Source organism: Pantoea alhagi, from assembly GCF_002101395.1.
In the GTDB taxonomy this organism is placed as follows: domain Bacteria; phylum Pseudomonadota; class Gammaproteobacteria; order Enterobacterales; family Enterobacteriaceae; genus Mixta; species Mixta alhagi.
In genome coordinates this window covers 114,776-132,674 of record NZ_CP019706.1, presented here as the reverse complement: position 1 = coordinate 132,674, position 17,899 = coordinate 114,776, and the positions used below count along the sequence as shown (strand labels likewise).

Sequence of the window (17,899 nt, the reverse complement as noted above, 5' to 3'; positions counted from 1 at the left end):
GAATATTCGTAGCCACACTACTCTGTTATTTTTCCGCTTTCCGTTACAACGGCATGACGCGGGCGGCTGGTAATGGTAGAACCCGCCGAGGCAATGATAATTGCCAGTAATCCCAGCCACTGCATCAGCGTCAGTAATTCGTTAAGAAACAGCATGCCAGAGATTGCTGCCATTGCTGGCTCCAGGCTCATCAAAGTACCGAAAGTGCGCGCAGGCAACCTTGTCAGCGCCATCATCTCCAGGGAATAGGGCAGGGCGCTGGAAAGTACCGCTACCGCAAACGCCACCGGCAGGATAGAGAGCTGCCAAATGGTGTCGGCGGCAAAGGTTAATCCCAGCGGCACAAAAATCAGCGAGCCAATAATCGATCCCATCGCCACCGTTGCCGGACCGTGATCTGCGCCAGCGCGCTGGCCAGCCAATATATAAACTGCCCAGCAGGCGCCGGCAGCGATTGCCAGCGCCGCGCCGGTCGGATCAACATGGCTAAAGCTGTGGCCCAGCGGCAGCAGCCACCAGAGCCCGAGCACTGCCAGCAAAATCCAGATAAAATCAGTCGCCCGGCGTGAACCAATCAGCGCCAGCGTCAGCGGACCGGTAAACTCCAGCGCAACCGCCACACCAAGCGGAACAGTACGAATAGAGAGATAGAACAGATAGTTCATGGCACCCAGCGCAACGCCATACAAAATCAGCGCCTTGCGCTGCTGTGGGGAAAAGCGTAACCGCCAGGGTTTAAAGATCAGGCTAAGAATAAGCGTGCCGATACCCAGACGCAGCGCGGTAATACCGGTTGCGCCCGCAGTGGGAAACAACGTTTTTGCCAGCGCCGCGCCACACTGTATAGAGATCATGGCGATCAGAATTACCATTATCGGCATGATAGTGTGTGAAGAAAGAAGATTTTTTTGCAAAGCGCGCAGAGACATCCTGTAATCCGCCTTAAATATCCATCAGATGTTAAGAGTCAACAGTGTACAGTCAGGCTAAAAAAAGTCATCGGCGAGAGGAAATTTTGCGCTTTATGTCTAAAAGTAAGCGTGCGAAGCGGGCGATTATTAACCAGAAAGGGCGTTTTTACGTAAAGAAACGTCAGGTTTATTTAAGAACAATCTTAATGAACCTTTTTTTGATCGTAGAATTCAGAGGGTCGTAAAGCTGAAATTCATAAGAAAAAAGAATGATATAGAAAATTTCATTAACTTTCTGTTACACCAAACTATCGGTTAGACAACCATTTCGAGGCAGAGTTTCCCGCTAAGTTTTGTTATATTTTCAGCGTTGTCAGGAGAGAAGTACTATCACATTTGAGGTGGTTATGAAAAAAATTGCATGTCTTTCAGCACTGGCTTGTGTACTGGCTGTATCTGCCGGTTCCGCAATGGCTCAAAGCACCGTTACTGGCGGTTACGCTCAGAGCGATATGCAGGGCGTTGCTAATAAAGCTAACGGCTTCAACCTGAAATATCGTTACGAAGATGGCTCTAACCCGCTGGGTTGGATCGGTTCTTTCACCTACACCGAGAAAGATCGTAGCGAAGATGGCTTTTACAACAAAGGCCAGTACTACGGCATCACCGGTGGTCCGGCTTACCGTCTGAACGACTGGGCCAGCATCTACGGCGTAGTAGGTATCGGCTACGGTAAATTCCAGCAGAACGAACAGGCTGTACGTAACAAGTCCGACACCAGCGATGTTGGCTTCTCTTACGGTGCTGGCCTGCAGTTCAACCCGTATGAAAGCTTCGCTATCGACGTAGGCTACGAGCAGAGCCGTATCCGCAACGTTGACGTTGGCACCTGGATTGCAGGCGTTGGCTACAGCTTCTAATCTTGCCGCTGGCAGGATAACAAAAACGGCCCTCTGAAGGGCCGTTTTTTTATGGCTGTTATCTACAAAAATATTCTTTTCAGATAAAGCCGGTATGTGCAGCGTACCGCCGCGCGTTTAGCCGCGCCAGATTAAACGTGGGCAGTTAGCGCTTTCCGCGCATTCGCCTGTCAAACGTTCCAGCAGCATCAGGCGCAGACGAAAAGGCGATTGTGTCAGCAAGCAGAGGATACCTCTCCAGCTCATATTCGCCTGGCGCGTGCGCTGAACACATCTGCCACAGTCCAGACAGTGTTTTGTTGTGTTCATGGGAACCTCCCGATTAACGTCTGACAATTAAGAGACACAGCCCTGCGATAAACAGCAGAAACATTAACAGCAACAGGTAAGGCTCGTTCATTTTGGCTCCTCCGCTGTTAATACTGGCTGACTACTTTATCTACAAATATAGCACTGGCTATATCCTTTAGCCAATGCTAATCAGCTAAAATTTGTGCTTCTTTGCTGATGGTTTACAATGATGCGCCAACACACCGGCAGGCCTGATAATGACCGGTTGAAGAATAAGAGGAAGCTGAATGAGTCGTCGCGCAAAGCCCGCTCCTGCCAGGATAAATGGGCCGTTAAAAGAAATTGAAGAACATGTCGAAGGGTTTCGACAGGTTCGCGAGGCGCATCGCCGTGAGTTGATCGATGACTATGTTGAGCTGATTTCAGATTTGATTCGCGAATTTGGCGAAGCGCGCCAGGTCGATATGGCGGCACGCCTGGGCGTATCGCAGCCTACCGTAGCGAAAATGCTGAAGCGCCTCGGAAGCGTAGGCCTGGTAGAACAGGTACCCTATCGCGGCGTCTTTTTAACCAGTGAAGGGGAGAAGCTGGCTGAAGAGAGTCGGGCGCGTCACCATGTGGTTGAGACGTTTCTGCTGGCGTTGGGCATCAGCCCCGATACCGCACGACGCGACGCCGAAGGAATTGAACACCACGTCAGTGATGAAACCCTGACTGTTTTCCGTCAGTTCTACGAGAGCCGTCAGTAACTTTCCTGCCAATACTACCAGCCAGGCGGCAATCTCCGTTGGTACCGCACTATTCAGGGCCACCCTGACAGCATGCTTTTCTGCGGCGCGTTTTCAGCGCCGCGCTTGATTAAGCGCTCCGCTACCTTTTTTGCCGATCATTAATACGGCTTCTTTACTTTATCCCTGCCCATTTCCCGCTACACTCAGTTTGTCAATTAATCCTGGCATTTGTAATTTTTACTTCTATGGCTAATCTCAAATCGTAAGTTCAGGATTGGTACTGCAGGAAAATGGAACCTATGACTCATTCAAACGATACGTCGGGCAGTAATGATAAAACGCATCAGGACCATGACGAAGGCCAGCAGGAACAAGAACAACCGCGTAAACGCCCTGGGAAAAAACCGCTGATTATTTTAGGCGTGGTGGTCGTGGTGATGATTATCGTGGCGCTTTTCTTCTGGCTATCCACGCGAAATGAAGAGACCACAGACGATGCCTTTACCGAAGGCAATGCGGTCACTATTGCTGCAAAAACTTCCGGTTATGCGGTGAAACTACTGGTTAACGATAATCAGCGGGTTAAAAAAGGGGATCTGCTGTTGGTGATTGACCCGCGTGATACACAGGCGCAGCGCGATCAGGCGAAAGCACAGCTGGGCCTGGCGCAGGCGCAGTTGCATCAGGCCGAAGCACAGCTGGCGCTGGCAAAAGTAGAGTATCCGGCGCAGCGCGATCAGGCGCTGGCGCAGCAGGCGCAGGCCGAAGCCAATCTGCTCAATGCTCAGTCGGACTATCGCCGGTTGCGCGGCGTTGATCCACGGGCAACTTCACAACGTAATATTGATACCGCCAGCGCTCAGCTGCGTTCTGCCCAGGCGCAGCTGCAAAGTGCGAAGGCGCAGGTCGAAGTGGCCTCGCAGGTGGCATTGCAGATCCGTCAGCAGGAGACCAATGTTGAAGCGCGACGTCGCCAGGTTGAGCAGGCTCAGGCGCAGCTCAATGTTGCCGAGCTGAATCTCTCTTATAGTGAAGTACGGGCACCTTATGATGGCTTTGTGACCAAACGTAATGTACAGCCCGGATCGTTAGTGCAGGCGGGGAGCGCGCTCTTTTCACTGGTTTCGCCGGATATCTGGATAACCGCTAACTTTAAAGAGTCACAGCTTGAGCGCATGAAACCGGGTGACAGGGTAACTATTAGCGTGGATGCCTGGCCGGACATGGAGCTTGAAGGGCACGTAGACAGTATTCAGATGGGTTCCGGCTCACGTTTCTCTACCTTCCCGGCGGAGAACGCCACCGGCAACTTCGTGAAAATCGTACAGCGCGTGCCGGTTAAGATTGTCATTGATAAAGGGCTTGATCCAGACAGGCCTCTGCCGCTGGGACTCTCCGTGGTGCCTAAGGTTACGGTGGAATGAGCCAGAGTCAAAGCTGGCAGCCGGCCAGTAATCCCTGGCTGGTCGCGGTAACGGTAACGCTGGCGGTATTCATGGAGATCCTGGATACCACCATCGTTAACGTGGCGCTGCCGCATATTGCCGGCACGCTCTCCTCCAGCTACGACGAATCAACCTGGGTACTGACCTCTTATCTGGTGGCGAACGGCATCGTGCTACCGATTTCCGCCTTCTTTTCCCGCCTGTTTGGACGCAAACAATATTTTCTGATCTGTATTGTGATGTTCACCGTCTGCTCATTTCTGTGCGGCATCGCCACGGAGCTGTGGCAAATTATTCTGTTCCGTATTCTGCAGGGCTTTTTTGGTGGCGGACTGCAGCCGGTACAGCAGTCGGTGCTGCTGGATTACTTTAAGGCGGAAGATCGCGGTAAGGCGTTCGGCCTCTCCTCCATTGCGATTATTGTGGCGCCGGTGATAGGGCCGACGCTGGGCGGCTGGATTACGGATAACTACAGCTGGCGCTGGGTCTTCTTTATTAACGTGCCGGTGGGCATCCTCGCTACGCTGGCGATCTATCAACTGCTGGAAGATCCGCCGTGGGAGCGGCGCTGGGCCAAAGGTAAATTAACCATCGATTATATCGGCATCAGCCTGATTACATTAGGTCTCGGCTGTTTGCAGGTCATGCTGGATCGCGGCGAAGATGAAGACTGGTTCGCCTCGCATTTTATTCAGTTTTTCGGCGTGATGACCCTGATTGGCCTGACCGGCGCGATTTACTGGCTGATGTATGCGCGTAAGCCGGTGGTGGAAATCGGTGTGTTACGTGATCGTAACTTCTGGGTTTCCGGCCTGCTGATGGCGGGCATGGCGATGATCCTGTATGGCAGCTCCGTGGTGCTGCCGCAACTGGCGCAGCAGGATCTGGGCTATACCGCGACCTGGTCCGGTCTGGTGCTGTCGCCGGGCGCGATCCTGATCGTGCTCACTATTCCGCTGGTACTGAAGCTGATGCCGATAGTGCAAACGCGCTGGATTATCGCTTTCGGCTTTACCTGCCTGGCGGTGTCGATGTTCTACTCTTCTGGTTTAACGCCGCAGGTTGACTTTGCGACGCTGGTGCTGATGCGCAGCGCCCAGTCTATCGGCCTGGGGTTCCTGTTTGTGCCATTAACCACTATCGCCTTTGCCACCATTCCGCAGCGGTTGAATGCCGACGCCTCGGCGCTGTTCACCATGTTCCGCAACGTCGCCGGATCGATTGGCATCTCGCTCTCTACCGCAGCGATAACCGAGCGCGAACAGGTACGTAGCGCGCATCTGGTGCATAACATGACGCCACTGAATGAGCAGTTCAATATCACCGTTGAACGCTGGGCGCAGAGTATCCGCGACTTTACCCTGGCCGCTGGCGATCCGCTGACGCTGGCCACCGGTCAGCTCTATCAGGAAATGATTGTGCAGGCGCGTATCCTGGCCTATGTCGATGTATTTGTCGGGTTGGGTATTGTCGCCTTTATTTTGATCCCTTTATGTTTCCTGCTTTCGCCGGTCAAGAGCGAAGGCAGTGCAGGAGCACACTGACATGAACGTTACTCAGGGGATAATGCGTTCGCGCCCTGGCCTGCTGGCTTTATCATTGCTACTGGTGGGCTGCGCGGTGGGGCCCGATTACCAGCCGCCCCGGCCTCAAATGCCTGTCAGCTGGCGCGATCTCTCTTCAACGGCGGCGTCAAAGCCGCAGTCCAGCGCGATCGATCCCAGCTGGTGGCGCAGCTTTAATGATCCGCAGCTAAATAGCCTGATCGACCGCGCCATTGCCGGTAATCTCTCATTGCAGCAGGCGATACTGCGCATTGCCGGTGCGCGGGAGCAGCTGGCGCAGGCGCGCGGCGGACTGTTGCCTGCCGTTAACGGCAATGTATCTGCAAGACGTCAGCAGCTGGGCGCAAAAGGCGTGCTGGAAGCCAACGGCGCTTATGATCAGATAGATGAATATGCGCCTGAATTGCGCTCCTCGCTGGATAGCCTGACGCAGCCGATTAATCTCTACCAGGGCAGTTTTGACGCCTCCTGGGAGCTGGATCTGTGGGGCAAAGTACGTCGGCAGACAGAAGCTGCCACAGCACAACAACAGGAGTCGATAGAGAGCCGCAACGATGCGCTGGTTTCGCTGCAGGCTGAAGTCGCGCGCGCTTATCTGCAGCTGCGCGGCGCGCAGGCGATAACGCGCACGCTGCAAACCCAGATAGATGTGGCGCAGCAGACGCTGGAGCTGACGCAAAGCCAGCAGCGTAACGGCCTTGCGCCGCAGCTGGATGTGGAAAACGCCCGCGCGCAGCTTAGCTCGCTACGCGCTCAGCTGCCGCAGTATCAGGCGCAGGCGCGTCAGGCGATGAACGGGCTGGCGGTGCTGATGGGCAAACCGCCCGGCGCGCTGGATAGCGAACTGAGCGCCGAAAAAGCGCTGCCCGCGCTGCCTGCCGCCGTGCCGGTAGGCATTCCCTCAACGCTGGCGCGCCGTCGTCCCGATATTCGTCAGGCGGAAGCTAATCTGCATGCCGCGACGGCAAATATCGGCGTGTCGGTTGCGCAGCTTTTCCCCAGCCTCTCATTAACCGGCCAGCTGGGCGTGCGCAATACTGACGCCAGCTATCTGGATAACTGGAGCAGCCACTTTTACAGCTATGGCCCGGCGCTGTCGATTCCTGTTTTTCAGGGGGGCAGGCTGGTCTCCAGCGTGAAGCTTACCCGCGCCCGGCAGGCCAGCTCTGCATTAAACTATCGGCAAACGGTGCTAACCGCGCTGCAGGATGTGGAAAATGCGCTGGTCAGCTACCGTACCGATCAGGAGCGGGCAACGCAGATGGATGAAACCGTTAGCGCCCTGCAGAGCAGCTTTGATCTGGCCAGCGACAGCTATAAAAAAGGTCTCTCTACCTTCCTTGAGGTGCTGGATGCGCAGCGTCAGCTGGCGCAGGCAAAACAGCAGGCGGAGCAGGCGCGCGTACAAAGCAGCCTGGATTTGGTCGCGCTCTATAAAGCGCTTGGCGGCGGCTGGGAAAATTATCAAAACGTCGCCTTGCCGCAATTCAACGTGTTTGGTCCGGCGACGCCTGCCGGTTAACCGCTTAATGCGCAGGGATACCAAAACAAAGGGGTGTCGTCGCCTGCGTTATGCATCTCAGGCCGTCAGTACTCACCTGACGGCTTTTTTCTGCGCTGTTTGTCCATAGCCCGCCGCGCAGTATAATTTAAAATAAACATTTCCTTTTTTTCTTAAAACGAAACGTATGCCGTTAACGCCAGTAACGGTTTTTGCAGGGATTTAACAACTCTGCAAACGGAATAGTGTGACCATGATCAGCCTTCAGACCGAAGATTATGACTCCCTCCACAAAATTGGTGTTTCACTATTATTTGAAATGAAAAAAATAATCTATGTTGTACTGTGAAAGGTTTGTGTTCTGTCAGCAGGGCGCAGATCGGATTTCCACTTCAACCAGGTTGCTGGAGTCACTATGCCAAAAGAACAATACATTACGCTGAGCAAGGCCTCGGGGCCAAACAGCAGCACACCCGCTGAACCCTTCGTTAAAGTGATCGCAATGGTCGCAACGCTGGGCGGATTGCTGTTTGGCTACGATACCGGGGTTATTTCCGGCGCGCTGCTGTTTATGGGCGACGAACTGCATCTCACACCTTTCACCACCGGACTGGTGACCAGTTCGCTGCTGTTCGGCGCCGCCTTTGGCGCGCTGCTGGCCGGACATTTCGCCTCTGCCGCCGGACGCCGAAAAATCATTCTGGTGCTGGCAGTAATCTTTGCCATTGGCGCTCTGGGAACCTCGCTGGCGCCAGACGTTAACTGGATGATCTTCTTCCGTCTGGTGCTGGGCGTTGCGGTCGGTGGTGCGGCGGCGACGGTGCCGGTTTATATCGCTGAAATCGCTCCGGCGAATAAGCGCGGTCAACTGGTAACCTTACAGGAGCTGATGATCGTTTCCGGTCAGATGCTGGCCTATATCTCTAACGCCTCCTTTGACGCTATCTGGGGCGGGGCGGATACCTGGCGCTGGATGCTGGCGGTGGCTACCTTACCGGCGGTACTGCTGTGGTTCGGCATGATGTTTATGCCCGATACGCCGCGCTGGTATGCGATGAAAGGTCGCCTGGCGGAAGCGCGCCGCGTGCTGGAGCGTACCCGTGCCAAAGAGGATGTTGAATGGGAACTCACTGAAATCGAAGAGACGCTGCAGGAGCAGGAAAATCAGGGAAAACCACGGCTGCGCGAGCTGAAACAGCCCTGGCTGTTTAAGCTGTTTCTGATCGGTATCGGCGTGGCGGTGATCCAGCAGCTGACCGGCGTCAATACCATTATGTACTATGCGCCGACGGTATTAACCAGCGTCGGCATGAGCAACAGTGCCGCGCTGTTTGCCACTATCGCCAATGGCGTCATTTCGGTGCTGATGACTTTTGTCGGCATCTGGCTGCTGGGGAAAATTGGCCGTCGCACCATGACTATGATCGGACAGTTTGGCTGTACCGCCTGTCTGTTCTTTATCGGCGCGGTAAGCTGGCTGATGCCGGAAACCCTTAACGGCCAGCCCGATATGCTGCGTAGCTATATGGTGCTGCTGGGCATGCTGATGTTTCTTTGCTTCCAGCAGGGGGCGCTGTCGCCGGTGACCTGGCTGCTGCTGTCAGAAATTTTCCCGACGCGCCTGCGTGGTATTTTTATGGGCGGCGCGGTATTCGCCATGTGGATCGCCAATTTCCTTATCTCACTAATGTTCCCGGTGATGCTGGCATCGGTGGGCCTGGCAGGCGCTTTCTTTATCTTCGGCGCTATCGGCATCGGCGGCGCGATCTTTGTGCTTAACTGTATCCCGGAAACGCGCAACCGCAGCCTGGAGCAGATTGAACACTATCTGCGCGACTGGCTTTCACCCGATCGTGAAACGCCTCCGCTGCCTGCGCCGACCAGGCACAAGGCGGAACAGCACGGTAGCTAATGGGGTTACGCAAGGCTGGCGGTATTCGCCAGCCTTTTTTTATGGCACAATGCCCGCCAAATTTCGTTATTCCCTGAAATAATTCAACAGCAGGCAGGCAACGAACCGCTGCATCTCAGGCACGGCCCGAGTCAGCGCATAGCGTTAACTCCCCTGTTATGTGAACTATAACGGGACTCTTCCCCGCATAAGTAAGGCAATCCCTGTGCTAGTTTCCAGCAACGTTACCATGCAGTTTGGCAGCAAACCGCTGTTTGAAAATATCTCCGTTAAGTTTGGCGGCGGCAACCGTTACGGTCTGATCGGCGCGAACGGTAGCGGTAAATCAACCTTTATGAAGATTCTGGGCGGCGACTTAATGCCGTCCGCCGGCAACGTCTCTTGTGACCCGAATGAGCGTATCGGTAAGCTGCGCCAGGACCAGTTCGCGTTTGAAAAATTCAGCGTGCTGGATACGGTGATTATGGGACACGATGAGCTGTGGCAGGTAAAGCAGGAGCGCGATCGTATCTATGCGCTGCCGGAAATGAGCGAAGAGGATGGCTATAAAGTCGCCGATCTGGAAGTGCTGTATGGCGAAATGGACGGATACACCGCCGAAGCGCGCGCCGGTGAGTTGCTGCTGGGCGTGGGGATCCCGCTTGAGCAGCACTACGGTCTGATGAGCGAAGTGGCGCCGGGCTGGAAGCTGCGCGTACTGCTGGCGCAGGCGCTGTTCTCGAACCCGGATATTCTGCTGCTGGATGAGCCAACCAACAACCTGGATATCGATACCATCCGCTGGCTGGAGCAGGTGCTGAACGACCGCAACAGCACGATGATCATCATTTCGCATGACCGTCACTTCCTGAACATGGTCTGCACGCATATGGCGGATCTCGATTACGGCGAGCTGCGTATCTATCCTGGCAACTACGATGAATATATGACCGCCGCCACCCAGGCGCGTGAGCGTCTGCTATCTGATAACGCCAAGAAAAAGGCGCAGATCGCCGAGCTGCAGTCATTTGTTAGCCGCTTTAGTGCCAACGCCTCTAAATCGCGTCAGGCTACTTCCCGCGCCAAACAGATCGATAAAATCAAGCTGGACGAGGTCAAGGCCTCCAGCCGTCAGAATCCGTTTATCCGTTTTGAGCAGGATAAAAAGCTGTTCCGCAACGCGCTGGAAGTGGAAGCATTGACCAAAGGCTTCGATAACGGCCCGCTGTTCCGCGATCTGAATCTGCTGCTGGAAGTCGGCGAAAAGCTGGCGGTACTGGGCACCAACGGCGTGGGTAAAACCACGCTGCTGAAAACCCTGGTGGGCGATTTACAGCCTGACAGCGGTACGGTGAAATGGTCTGAGAACGTGCGCATTGGTTATTATGCGCAGGATCACGCGGAAGAGTTTGATACCGATCTGAATGTGTTTGACTGGATGAGCCAGTGGAAGCAGGAAGGCGACGATGAACAGGCGGTGCGCAGCGTGCTGGGCCGTTTGCTCTTTGGTCAGGATGAGATCAAAAAGCCGGTGAAAGTGCTGTCGGGTGGTGAAAAGGGCCGCATGCTGTTTGGCAAGCTGATGATGGAACGCCCCAATATCCTGATTATGGATGAGCCGACTAACCACCTGGATATGGAATCGATCGAGTCGCTGAACATGGCGCTGGAGATCTATCCGGGTACGCTGATCTTTGTTTCTCACGACCGTGAATTTGTTAGCTCGCTGGCGACACGCGTGCTGGAAATTACAGCGGAGAAAGTCATCGACTTCAGCGGCAGCTATGAAGATTATCTGCGCAGCAAAGGCGTTCAGTAAGCGCTGAGGCGCCAGCTCAACTGGTGCCAAAATGCCGACTCAGGGCCGCCGAAATGGCGGCCTTACTTTTATCCTGCCGTCGGCGGCATATTGCTCATCCAGACCCGGTTTTTCCCCCGACGTTTCGCCTGATAAAGGGCTTCGTCCGCCTTGTCGATAAATTCTGCGGGTAAAACCCCGGCGAACACCCGTGGCTGCCAGTGCATGCCAATACTGATGGTGACGACCTTCTCCTCCACGCTGCTTGCCTGATGCGGCATCCTGAGCGACGCTACTGCGCGCACCGCCTGCATGGCAATAAGGTGCGCTTCCGGCTGTGTTTTATCCGTCAGTACCAGCATGAATTCTTCGCCACCGTAACGGGCAATCAGCTCATCATGACGCAGCGGCAGGCGGTTCAAACAATCGGCTACGTTACGCAGGCAGGCATCGCCCGCCTGATGACCATAGGTATCGTTATAGGCCTTAAACGAATCGACATCGATAAGCACAATGGTTAACGGCGTATGCAGCTTTATTGCGCGCTCCATCGCTCTGGGGATAAACCAGTCCAGCTGACGGCGGTTTGCCAGCCCGGTGAGCCCATCCACCAGCGCCATGTTCTGTAGGGTGCGGTTCATATGGGTGAGCTGATCGCGTACCCTGGTTAACTCCAGCTGATTATGCAGATTCAGGCGGATATGGTGCAGTACGATAAAGCCGAGCAGAAACAGCAACGCCAGCAGAACCAGGTTGAGCAAAACAAAGCCGATGGAATCCGCGATCCAGTCCTGTCGCACCTCCTGCAAATCGTAGCCTGCGGTTACGACCAGCGGATAATTGGTCAGCCGGGCATAGCCGAAAATGCGCGGCCTGCCATCAACTGCTGCGCGATAAATGGCGGCCCCGCTGGCGGTCGTGGTTAACAGCTGGGTAAACAACGGGCTAAGGGAGATATTGCGATTAATCAGCGCTTCGCTGTAGGGGCGAATATAGACCAGGTTAGCATCCGCTTTCATGAGCGCCATCAGATCGCGTTCGCCCAGGTTGTAATAATCATAAACCTGGCGGAAATAATCGAGGCGAATCGAGGCCATCACCACGCCGCGAAAGGTGCCGTCGGGATTACTCAGGCGTTCGGTCACCGGGATCACCATATTGCCGCTAACACGACTGCGCACCACGTCGCCGATATGCAGTTTGCTGTCGGGTGAACGTTGATGAAAACGGAAATATTCCCGATCGGCGACGCTGGTTTTCGATAGCGTCACCGGGGAGGAAGAGAGCGCGGGATAGCCGGAAGCGTGATAAATCACAATGCTGTCCAGCGGAGGCAGAGCGGCTTTTCGCGCCATCAGCAGCTGATGCAGATTAGCGGCCTGCTGCTCAATCCCGCCCTGGTTAATGCGATCGCGCACATCCTGCAGGGTCAGGTCGATTTGCAGAAAGGTATCTTCCGCCTGACGCGCAAGCGACACCGACAGGTTACGCGCGTTTTCCTCGGTAAGATGGAGCGTTCGTTGCCAGCTGCTCCACAGGCTCCAGCCGTTGATCGCGATTACCGCGCTGCTGATAACCAGCAGAAAGACCAGCATCATCTGACGCAGCACTGGTTTTGCAGCACGGCTTTCGCTGTCTGCTTTATTCAACGCCTGCGCCTGGGGCGCATTTCCATTTTCCATGTTTCAACTATAGCCAGGGAAAGGGAAGCTGCTGAATAACCAACTTTAATTAACAGGAAGCGGTGCCGCATACTTCACAGGCAGGATCTTTTGCCACCTTCATTTCCCGGAACTGCAGCGTCATGGCATCATACATCAGCAGCTTCCCGGAGGCGGCCGCCCCGTAGTGCGTCAGCAGACGAATCGCTTCCATCGCCTGCAGCGAACCGATTACGCCAACCAGCGGGGCCATCACCCCCGCTTCCACGCAGCTCAGGGTATCGCTGCCGAACAGACGGCTGATACAGCGGTAGCAGGGCAGCGTTTCATCCTGCCAGCTAAAAACGCTGATCTGGCCTTCCATACGTATTGCGGCCCCCGACACCAGCGGGATCCGCCGCTGCCAACAGAGGCGATTCAGCTGTTCGCGCGTGGCGACGTTATCGCTACAGTCCAGCACCACCTGATGCTGCGCCACCAGCGCATCCAGCGCCTCATCATCCAGCCGGGCATTGACGGTGCGTAGCTGGGTCAGCGGATTAATTTGCGCCAGCCGTCGCCGGGCCGACTCGACTTTCGCTTCGCCGATCTCTGCATCGCTGTGCAACACCTGACGCTGCAGGTTAGAGAGGGAAACGACGTCAAAATCGAGCAGCGTCAGCGTGCCGATGCCCGCCGAGGCCAGATAAGGGCTGGCGGCGCAGCCCAGCCCGCCCAGACCTACCACCAGCGCGCTCGATGCTTTCAGCCGCTCCTGACCATCAAAGTCAAAGCCGCGCAGCACGATCTGTCGGTTATAACGCAGGGTTTCGCTATCGCTCAGCTCCGGCAGCATGTCAGCCTCCCAGCAGGTGATTAAAAGGCTCGATCTCTACCCATTCGCCCGGCTCGACATGGCCGCGTTCGCGCTCCAGCACAATAAAGCAGTTGGCCTGGCTGAAAGAGCTGAATACGTGCGAGCCCTGATGACCGGTGGTGACTACCTGCAGTTCGCCATTTTCGCCACGGCTGAAGATACCGCGCTGAAAGTCGAGGCGGCCAGGCGTTTTCTTCAGGTGCGTAGCGGCACGAGCGCGCTGACGCGGCGGCAGGGCGGCGCGCTGCTGACCGCTCAGCTTCGCCAGCAGCGGCTGTACCAGCTGATAGAAGGTCACAGCGGCGGAAACCGGATTGCCAGGCAGGCCGCAGAACCAGCTGTTGCTCAGCCGCCCAAAGGCGAAAGGTTTGCCTGGCTTAATCGCCAGTTTCCAGAACGTAATGGCACCCAGTTCGTCCAGTATCGCTTTGGTGTAATCTGCCTCACCCACCGAGACGCCGCCGCTGCTGATCACCACATCCGCCTCGCGGTCAGCCTCAATAAAGACGGCGCGCAACGCCTGCGGGTCGTCGCGAATAATGCCGAGATCGATCACTTCGCACCCCAGCTGGTCCAGCATCAGCCGTACGGCAAAGCGGTTAGTGTCATAAATTTGTCCGGCCGCCAGTGGCTGACCTGGCGGCTGTAGCTCATCGCCGGTAGAAAAAATGGCGACCCGCAGCCGACGCACTACCTCAACCTCGCCGATGCCCAGCGACGCGATCAGCGGCAGTTCGGCAGCCCCGAGGCGCACGCCCGCCGCCAGCACGCTGTCGCCCTGACGAATATCTTCTCCGGCGCGACGAATGTTTTGTCCCGCTTTAACCTCAGCGGTAAAACGGATACGTTCGCCTTGCGTTGTGGTCTGCTCCTGCATGATCACCGCCTCCGTGCCTTCCGGCACCGGCGCGCCGGTCATAATGCGAATACAGCTGCCTGCGGGCCATTCGCCGCTAAAGGGAGCGCCGGCAAAGGCTTTGCCAGCCAACGGCAGCGCTTCGCCGCGTGCAATATCCGCCATACGCACCGCATAGCCGTCCATCGCCGAGTTATCGAATGGCGGAACGTTGAGCGGTGAAATAACCGGAGCGGCGGTAATCCGCCCGGCAGCAGCGTAGACCGACAGGGTTTCGCTCTCGCTAAGAGGGGAGAGCCGGTCCAGCATTTTTTGCCGGGCCTCTTCAAGGGAGATCAATCCCGCAGTAAAACTTTCCATTTGGCCTCCGGCCAGAACCTACAGATAACGCCTATTATGGCGCGAAATGCCCTGACGATCACCCCACCAGCGCACCTGAGGCTTATGATGTGCTTTTAGTTATGAGATATAACGCTTTGTTATTAGGACTTAACTGGCTTTACGCTTTACATCATCCCGGCGGCTACCTATAGTCAAAATTTGCCGAAAAATCATAACATCACATCCATTCAGCCGTTTCCGGCGGTTTCAGAACACAGGGTAAATAATGATGGGCAGAGCAGCCATTGCCATTCACGGCGGCGCGGGCGCGATTGCACGTTCGGCGCTGAGCGCGGAGCAGGAGCAGCGTTATCTCCGGGCGCTGAGCGAAATTGTCGCCAGCGGCCAGAGGATCCTTGCCGCTGGCGGCAGTGCGTTAGATGCGGTCACCGAAGCGGTGCGCCTGCTGGAGGAGTGTCCGCTGTTTAATGCCGGGAAAGGCAGCGTCTTTACCCATCAGGGCACGCATGAGCTGGACGCCTGCATCATGGACGGGCGCACTCAGGATGCTGGTGCGGTGGCTGGCGTAGCGCATATTCGCAATCCGATCCTGGCGGCGCGCGCGGTACTGGAGCACAGCCCGCATGTGTTGCTGTGCGGCAGCGGTGCAGAGCAGTTTGCTCAGGAACAGGGCCTGGCACCGGTCGCGGCGGACTTCTTCTCCACGGATGAACGCTGGCAGCAGCTGGAGCGCGCCCGCGCCAGCCAGCAAACGCTGCTGGATCATGATGGTGCAGCGCAGGGATCTGCGCCGCTGGATGCCGACCGCAAACTGGGTACGGTCGGCGCGGTAGCCTGCGACAGCGCGGGCAATCTCGCTGCCGCCACCTCAACCGGCGGCATGACCAATAAACGGGTCGGGCGCATTGGCGATTCGCCGTTACCGGGCGCAGGCTGTTTCAGCAATCGCCGCGTGGCGGTCTCCTGTACCGGTACCGGGGAAGTTTTTATCCGCATTCTGGCGGCTGGCGACGTCGCCGCGCTGATGGAGTATGGCGGGCTCAGCCTGCAGCAAGCCTGCGAACAGGTTATTTTCGATAAAATCCCAACGCTGGGCGGCAGCGGCGGCCTGATTGCTGTCGACGCTGAGGGAAACATTGCGCTGCCGTTCAATACTGAAGGCATGTATCGCGGCTACGGTTACGCGGATCAAGAGCCGGTAGTCGCGATTTACCGGCAAGCTTAAGGAGCCAGCATGCAACAGCCATCCTCTTTACCGCTGGCCGAAGAGTGCGTGCTGGCGGTACGTAATCTTAGCGTCAGCTTTAACCAGCAGGGCCATACCATCCAGGCGGTACGTCAGCTCTCGCTGGAGGTACAACGCGGTGAAACCCTGGCGCTGGTGGGCGAGTCCGGCTCAGGAAAATCGGTGACCTCGCTGGCGCTGATGCGTCTGATTGAGCAGAGCGGCGGCCGCCTGGATAGCGGTGAGCTGTGGCTGCGGCGGCGTGATAACTCGCTGGTAGATCTGGCGCAGCTGCGGCAGTCGCAGATGCGTACCATTCGCGGCGCGGATATGGCGATGATTTTTCAGGAGCCAATGACCTCGCTGAATCCGGTTTTTACGGTTGGCGAGCAGATCGCTGAATCGGTGCGGCTTCATCAGGGCAAAAGCCACCAGCAGGCGCTGGCGGAGGCGCGACGAATGCTCGATCTGGTACGCATTCCCGAAGCGCAAAATGTTATGACGCGCTATCCCCATCAACTTTCCGGTGGCATGCGCCAGCGGGTGATGATCGCCATGGCGCTCTCCTGTCGTCCGGCGCTGCTGATTGCCGATGAGCCCACTACCGCACTGGATGTCACTATCCAGGCGCAGATTTTACAGCTGATCCGCGTGCTGCAAAAAGAGATGGCGATGGGAGTGATCTTTATTACCCACGATATGGGCGTAGTGGCGGAAATGGCTGACCGGGTGCAGGTCATGTACCGTGGTGCCGTGGTCGAAAGCGCCGACACCGCCACGCTGTTTAGCGCACCGCAGAAGCCCTATACCCGTGCGCTGCTGGCGGCGGTGCCGCGTCTTGGCGCTATGCAGGGGCAGCCCCTGCCGCGTAAATTTCCGCTGCCGGGCGAGCAGGAGAACACCGGGGCGCAGGTGGATACGGTAAAACATCATGAAGCGCCGATCCTGGAAGTGCGTGATTTAGTCACGCGTTTTGATATTCGCGCCGGTCTGTTGAACCGCGTGAAGTGGCGGGTACATGCGGTAGAAAAGGTGAGCTTCAGCCTGTATGCCGGTGAAACGCTGGCGCTGGTGGGGGAGTCGGGCTGCGGTAAATCCACTACCGGCCGCTCGCTGCTGCGGCTGGTAGAGAGCCAGGGCGGCAGCATTACCTTTAACGGGCAACGTATCGATCGGCTGAAGCCGCATCAGCTGGCGCATTTGCGGCGCGATATTCAGTTTATTTTTCAGGATCCTTACGCTTCGCTCGACCCGCGTCTCACCATCGGTTTTTCCATTATGGAGCCGCTGCTGATCCACAAGGTCATGTCGCGCGCTGAAGCGGAAAAACGTGTCGCCTGGCTGCTGGAAAAAGTGGGGCTGCTGCCGGAACATGCCCAACGCTATCCGCATGAATTTTCCGGTGGTCAGCGCCAGCGCATCTGTATTGCCCGCGCGCTGGCACTGAATCCAAAAGTGGTGATTGCCGACGAGTCGGTTTCGGCGCTGGATGTTTCGATTCAGGCGCAAATCATCAATCTGATGCTGGATTTGCAGCGTGAATTTGGTATCGCCTTTCTGTTTATTTCACACGATATGGCGGTGGTGGAACGCATCAGCCATCGTGTGGCGGTGATGTACCTGGGGCAGATTGTGGAAATCGGTCCGCGCCAGGCGGTATTTGAAAATCCCCAGCATCCCTATACGCGCAAATTAATGTCAGCAGTGCCGGTCGCCGATCCGGGCCATCGTCGCCGCGAGCGAGCGCTGCTGGCGGATGAATTGCCCAGCCCGCTGCGCACGCCCGGCGATGAGCCGGTGGTTGCGCCATTAATTCAGGTTGGGGCAGATCATTACGTGGCCCGGCATATCATCAGCGGCGCCTGACGGCCCGGCTTTTGCATAACCCGCAAGGGACTAAGGAGAA

At 56.3% G+C, this 17,899-nt stretch carries 14 protein-coding genes; 9 read left to right on the top strand and 5 right to left on the bottom strand.

Annotation, left to right across the window (positions count from 1 at the left end; all coding sequences use genetic code 11):
• Window positions 1–17 precede the first annotated feature (17 nt).
• Window positions 18–929: a threonine/homoserine exporter RhtA gene (gene rhtA, locus B1H58_RS00560; protein WP_157130125.1), complete on the bottom strand. Its 912-nt coding sequence runs from the start codon at window positions 927–929 to the stop codon at window positions 18–20.
• Window positions 930–1,318: 389 nt separating this feature from the next.
• On the opposite strand from rhtA, the gene ompX reads away from it, so the two are divergent.
• Entirely contained in the window at window positions 1,319–1,831 is a 513-nt protein-coding gene (ompX, locus tag B1H58_RS00555) for an outer membrane protein OmpX (protein WP_085067487.1), read from the top strand.
• Window positions 1,832–1,948: 117 nt separating this feature from the next.
• Here the strand turns inward: ompX and B1H58_RS00550 are convergent, their stop codons facing one another.
• A complete protein-coding gene (locus tag B1H58_RS00550; protein ID WP_085067486.1) occupies window positions 1,949–2,140 on the bottom strand; it encodes a hypothetical protein in 192 nt (63 codons plus the stop codon).
• A gap of 269 nt (window positions 2,141–2,409) precedes the next feature.
• On the opposite strand from B1H58_RS00550, the gene mntR reads away from it, so the two are divergent.
• The 6 genes from mntR to B1H58_RS00520 all read left to right on the top strand — a co-directional run bounded on the left by mntR (window position 2,410) and on the right by B1H58_RS00520 (window position 11,074).
• Entirely contained in the window at window positions 2,410–2,871 is a 462-nt protein-coding gene (gene mntR / locus B1H58_RS00545) for a manganese-binding transcriptional regulator MntR (RefSeq protein ID WP_085067485.1), read from the top strand.
• Window positions 2,872–3,152: 281 nt separating this feature from the next.
• Window positions 3,153–4,277: an HlyD family secretion protein gene (locus B1H58_RS00540; protein WP_208615331.1), complete on the top strand. Its 1,125-nt coding sequence runs from the start codon at window positions 3,153–3,155 to the stop codon at window positions 4,275–4,277.
• Window positions 4,274–5,842 carry a DHA2 family efflux MFS transporter permease subunit gene (locus tag B1H58_RS00535; RefSeq protein WP_085067483.1) on the top strand — a complete coding sequence of 523 codons (1,569 nt, stop codon included), beginning with the start codon at window positions 4,274–4,276 and terminating at the stop codon, window positions 5,840–5,842. The genes B1H58_RS00540 and B1H58_RS00535 overlap by 4 nt, the downstream gene beginning before the upstream one ends.
• Before the next feature lies 1 nt (window position 5,843).
• Window positions 5,844–7,385, top strand: a complete 1,542-nt coding sequence (locus B1H58_RS00530) for an efflux transporter outer membrane subunit (RefSeq protein ID WP_085067482.1) — start codon at window positions 5,844–5,846, stop codon at window positions 7,383–7,385.
• Window positions 7,386–7,779: 394 nt separating this feature from the next.
• Window positions 7,780–9,276, top strand: coding sequence for a sugar porter family MFS transporter (locus B1H58_RS00525; protein ID WP_085067481.1), 1,497 nt, complete (start codon window positions 7,780–7,782; stop codon window positions 9,274–9,276).
• 205 nt (window positions 9,277–9,481) lie between these two features.
• Window positions 9,482–11,074 (top strand): ABC-F family ATPase, encoded by a 1,593-nt coding sequence (locus B1H58_RS00520; protein WP_085067480.1) that lies wholly within the window; start codon window positions 9,482–9,484, stop codon window positions 11,072–11,074.
• A gap of 68 nt (window positions 11,075–11,142) precedes the next feature.
• On the opposite strand, the gene B1H58_RS00515 is transcribed toward B1H58_RS00520, so the two are convergent.
• From B1H58_RS00515 to moeA, 3 genes are read right to left on the bottom strand one after another with little or no spacing between them, the layout of a single operon-like run.
• On the bottom strand, window positions 11,143–12,735 hold the full coding sequence (locus tag B1H58_RS00515; protein WP_085067479.1) for a sensor domain-containing diguanylate cyclase: 1,593 nt from the start codon (window positions 12,733–12,735) through the stop codon (window positions 11,143–11,145).
• Window positions 12,736–12,784: 49 nt separating this feature from the next.
• Complete coding sequence (gene moeB / locus B1H58_RS00510) at window positions 12,785–13,549, bottom strand: molybdopterin-synthase adenylyltransferase MoeB (protein WP_085067478.1); 765 nt, start codon at window positions 13,547–13,549, stop codon at window positions 12,785–12,787.
• Between the two features lies 1 nt (window position 13,550).
• On the bottom strand, window positions 13,551–14,786 hold the full coding sequence (gene moeA / locus B1H58_RS00505) for a molybdopterin molybdotransferase MoeA (RefSeq protein ID WP_085067477.1): 1,236 nt from the start codon (window positions 14,784–14,786) through the stop codon (window positions 13,551–13,553).
• Between the two features lie 250 nt (window positions 14,787–15,036).
• Here moeA and B1H58_RS00500 point away from each other — a divergent pair, with 250 nt between their 5' ends.
• On the top strand, window positions 15,037–15,993 hold the full coding sequence (locus tag B1H58_RS00500) for an isoaspartyl peptidase/L-asparaginase family protein (RefSeq protein WP_085072198.1): 957 nt from the start codon (window positions 15,037–15,039) through the stop codon (window positions 15,991–15,993).
• A gap of 9 nt (window positions 15,994–16,002) precedes the next feature.
• The gene (gene gsiA / locus B1H58_RS00495) at window positions 16,003–17,859 is read left to right on the top strand and encodes a glutathione ABC transporter ATP-binding protein GsiA (RefSeq protein WP_085067476.1); all 1,857 of its coding nucleotides are present in this window, start codon (window positions 16,003–16,005) and stop codon (window positions 17,857–17,859) included.
• Window positions 17,860–17,899: the final 40 nt, after the last annotated feature.

Coding starts and splice junctions, on each gene's coding strand:
- rhtA (WP_157130125.1), bottom strand. CDS start 929: ATGTCTCTGCGCGCTTTGCAAAAAAATCTTCTTTCTTCACACACTATC.
- ompX (WP_085067487.1), top strand. CDS start 1,319: ATGAAAAAAATTGCATGTCTTTCAGCACTGGCTTGTGTACTGGCTGTA.
- B1H58_RS00550 (WP_085067486.1), bottom strand. CDS start 2,140: ATGAACACAACAAAACACTGTCTGGACTGTGGCAGATGTGTTCAGCGC.
- mntR (WP_085067485.1), top strand. CDS start 2,410: ATGAGTCGTCGCGCAAAGCCCGCTCCTGCCAGGATAAATGGGCCGTTA.
- B1H58_RS00540 (WP_208615331.1), top strand. CDS start 3,153: ATGACTCATTCAAACGATACGTCGGGCAGTAATGATAAAACGCATCAG.
- B1H58_RS00535 (WP_085067483.1), top strand. CDS start 4,274: ATGAGCCAGAGTCAAAGCTGGCAGCCGGCCAGTAATCCCTGGCTGGTC.
- B1H58_RS00530 (WP_085067482.1), top strand. CDS start 5,844: ATGAACGTTACTCAGGGGATAATGCGTTCGCGCCCTGGCCTGCTGGCT.
- B1H58_RS00525 (WP_085067481.1), top strand. CDS start 7,780: ATGCCAAAAGAACAATACATTACGCTGAGCAAGGCCTCGGGGCCAAAC.
- B1H58_RS00515 (WP_085067479.1), bottom strand. CDS start 12,735: ATGGAAAATGGAAATGCGCCCCAGGCGCAGGCGTTGAATAAAGCAGAC.
- moeB (WP_085067478.1), bottom strand. CDS start 13,549: ATGCTGCCGGAGCTGAGCGATAGCGAAACCCTGCGTTATAACCGACAG.
- moeA (WP_085067477.1), bottom strand. CDS start 14,786: ATGGAAAGTTTTACTGCGGGATTGATCTCCCTTGAAGAGGCCCGGCAA.
- B1H58_RS00500 (WP_085072198.1), top strand. CDS start 15,037: ATGGGCAGAGCAGCCATTGCCATTCACGGCGGCGCGGGCGCGATTGCA.
- gsiA (WP_085067476.1), top strand. CDS start 16,003: ATGCAACAGCCATCCTCTTTACCGCTGGCCGAAGAGTGCGTGCTGGCG.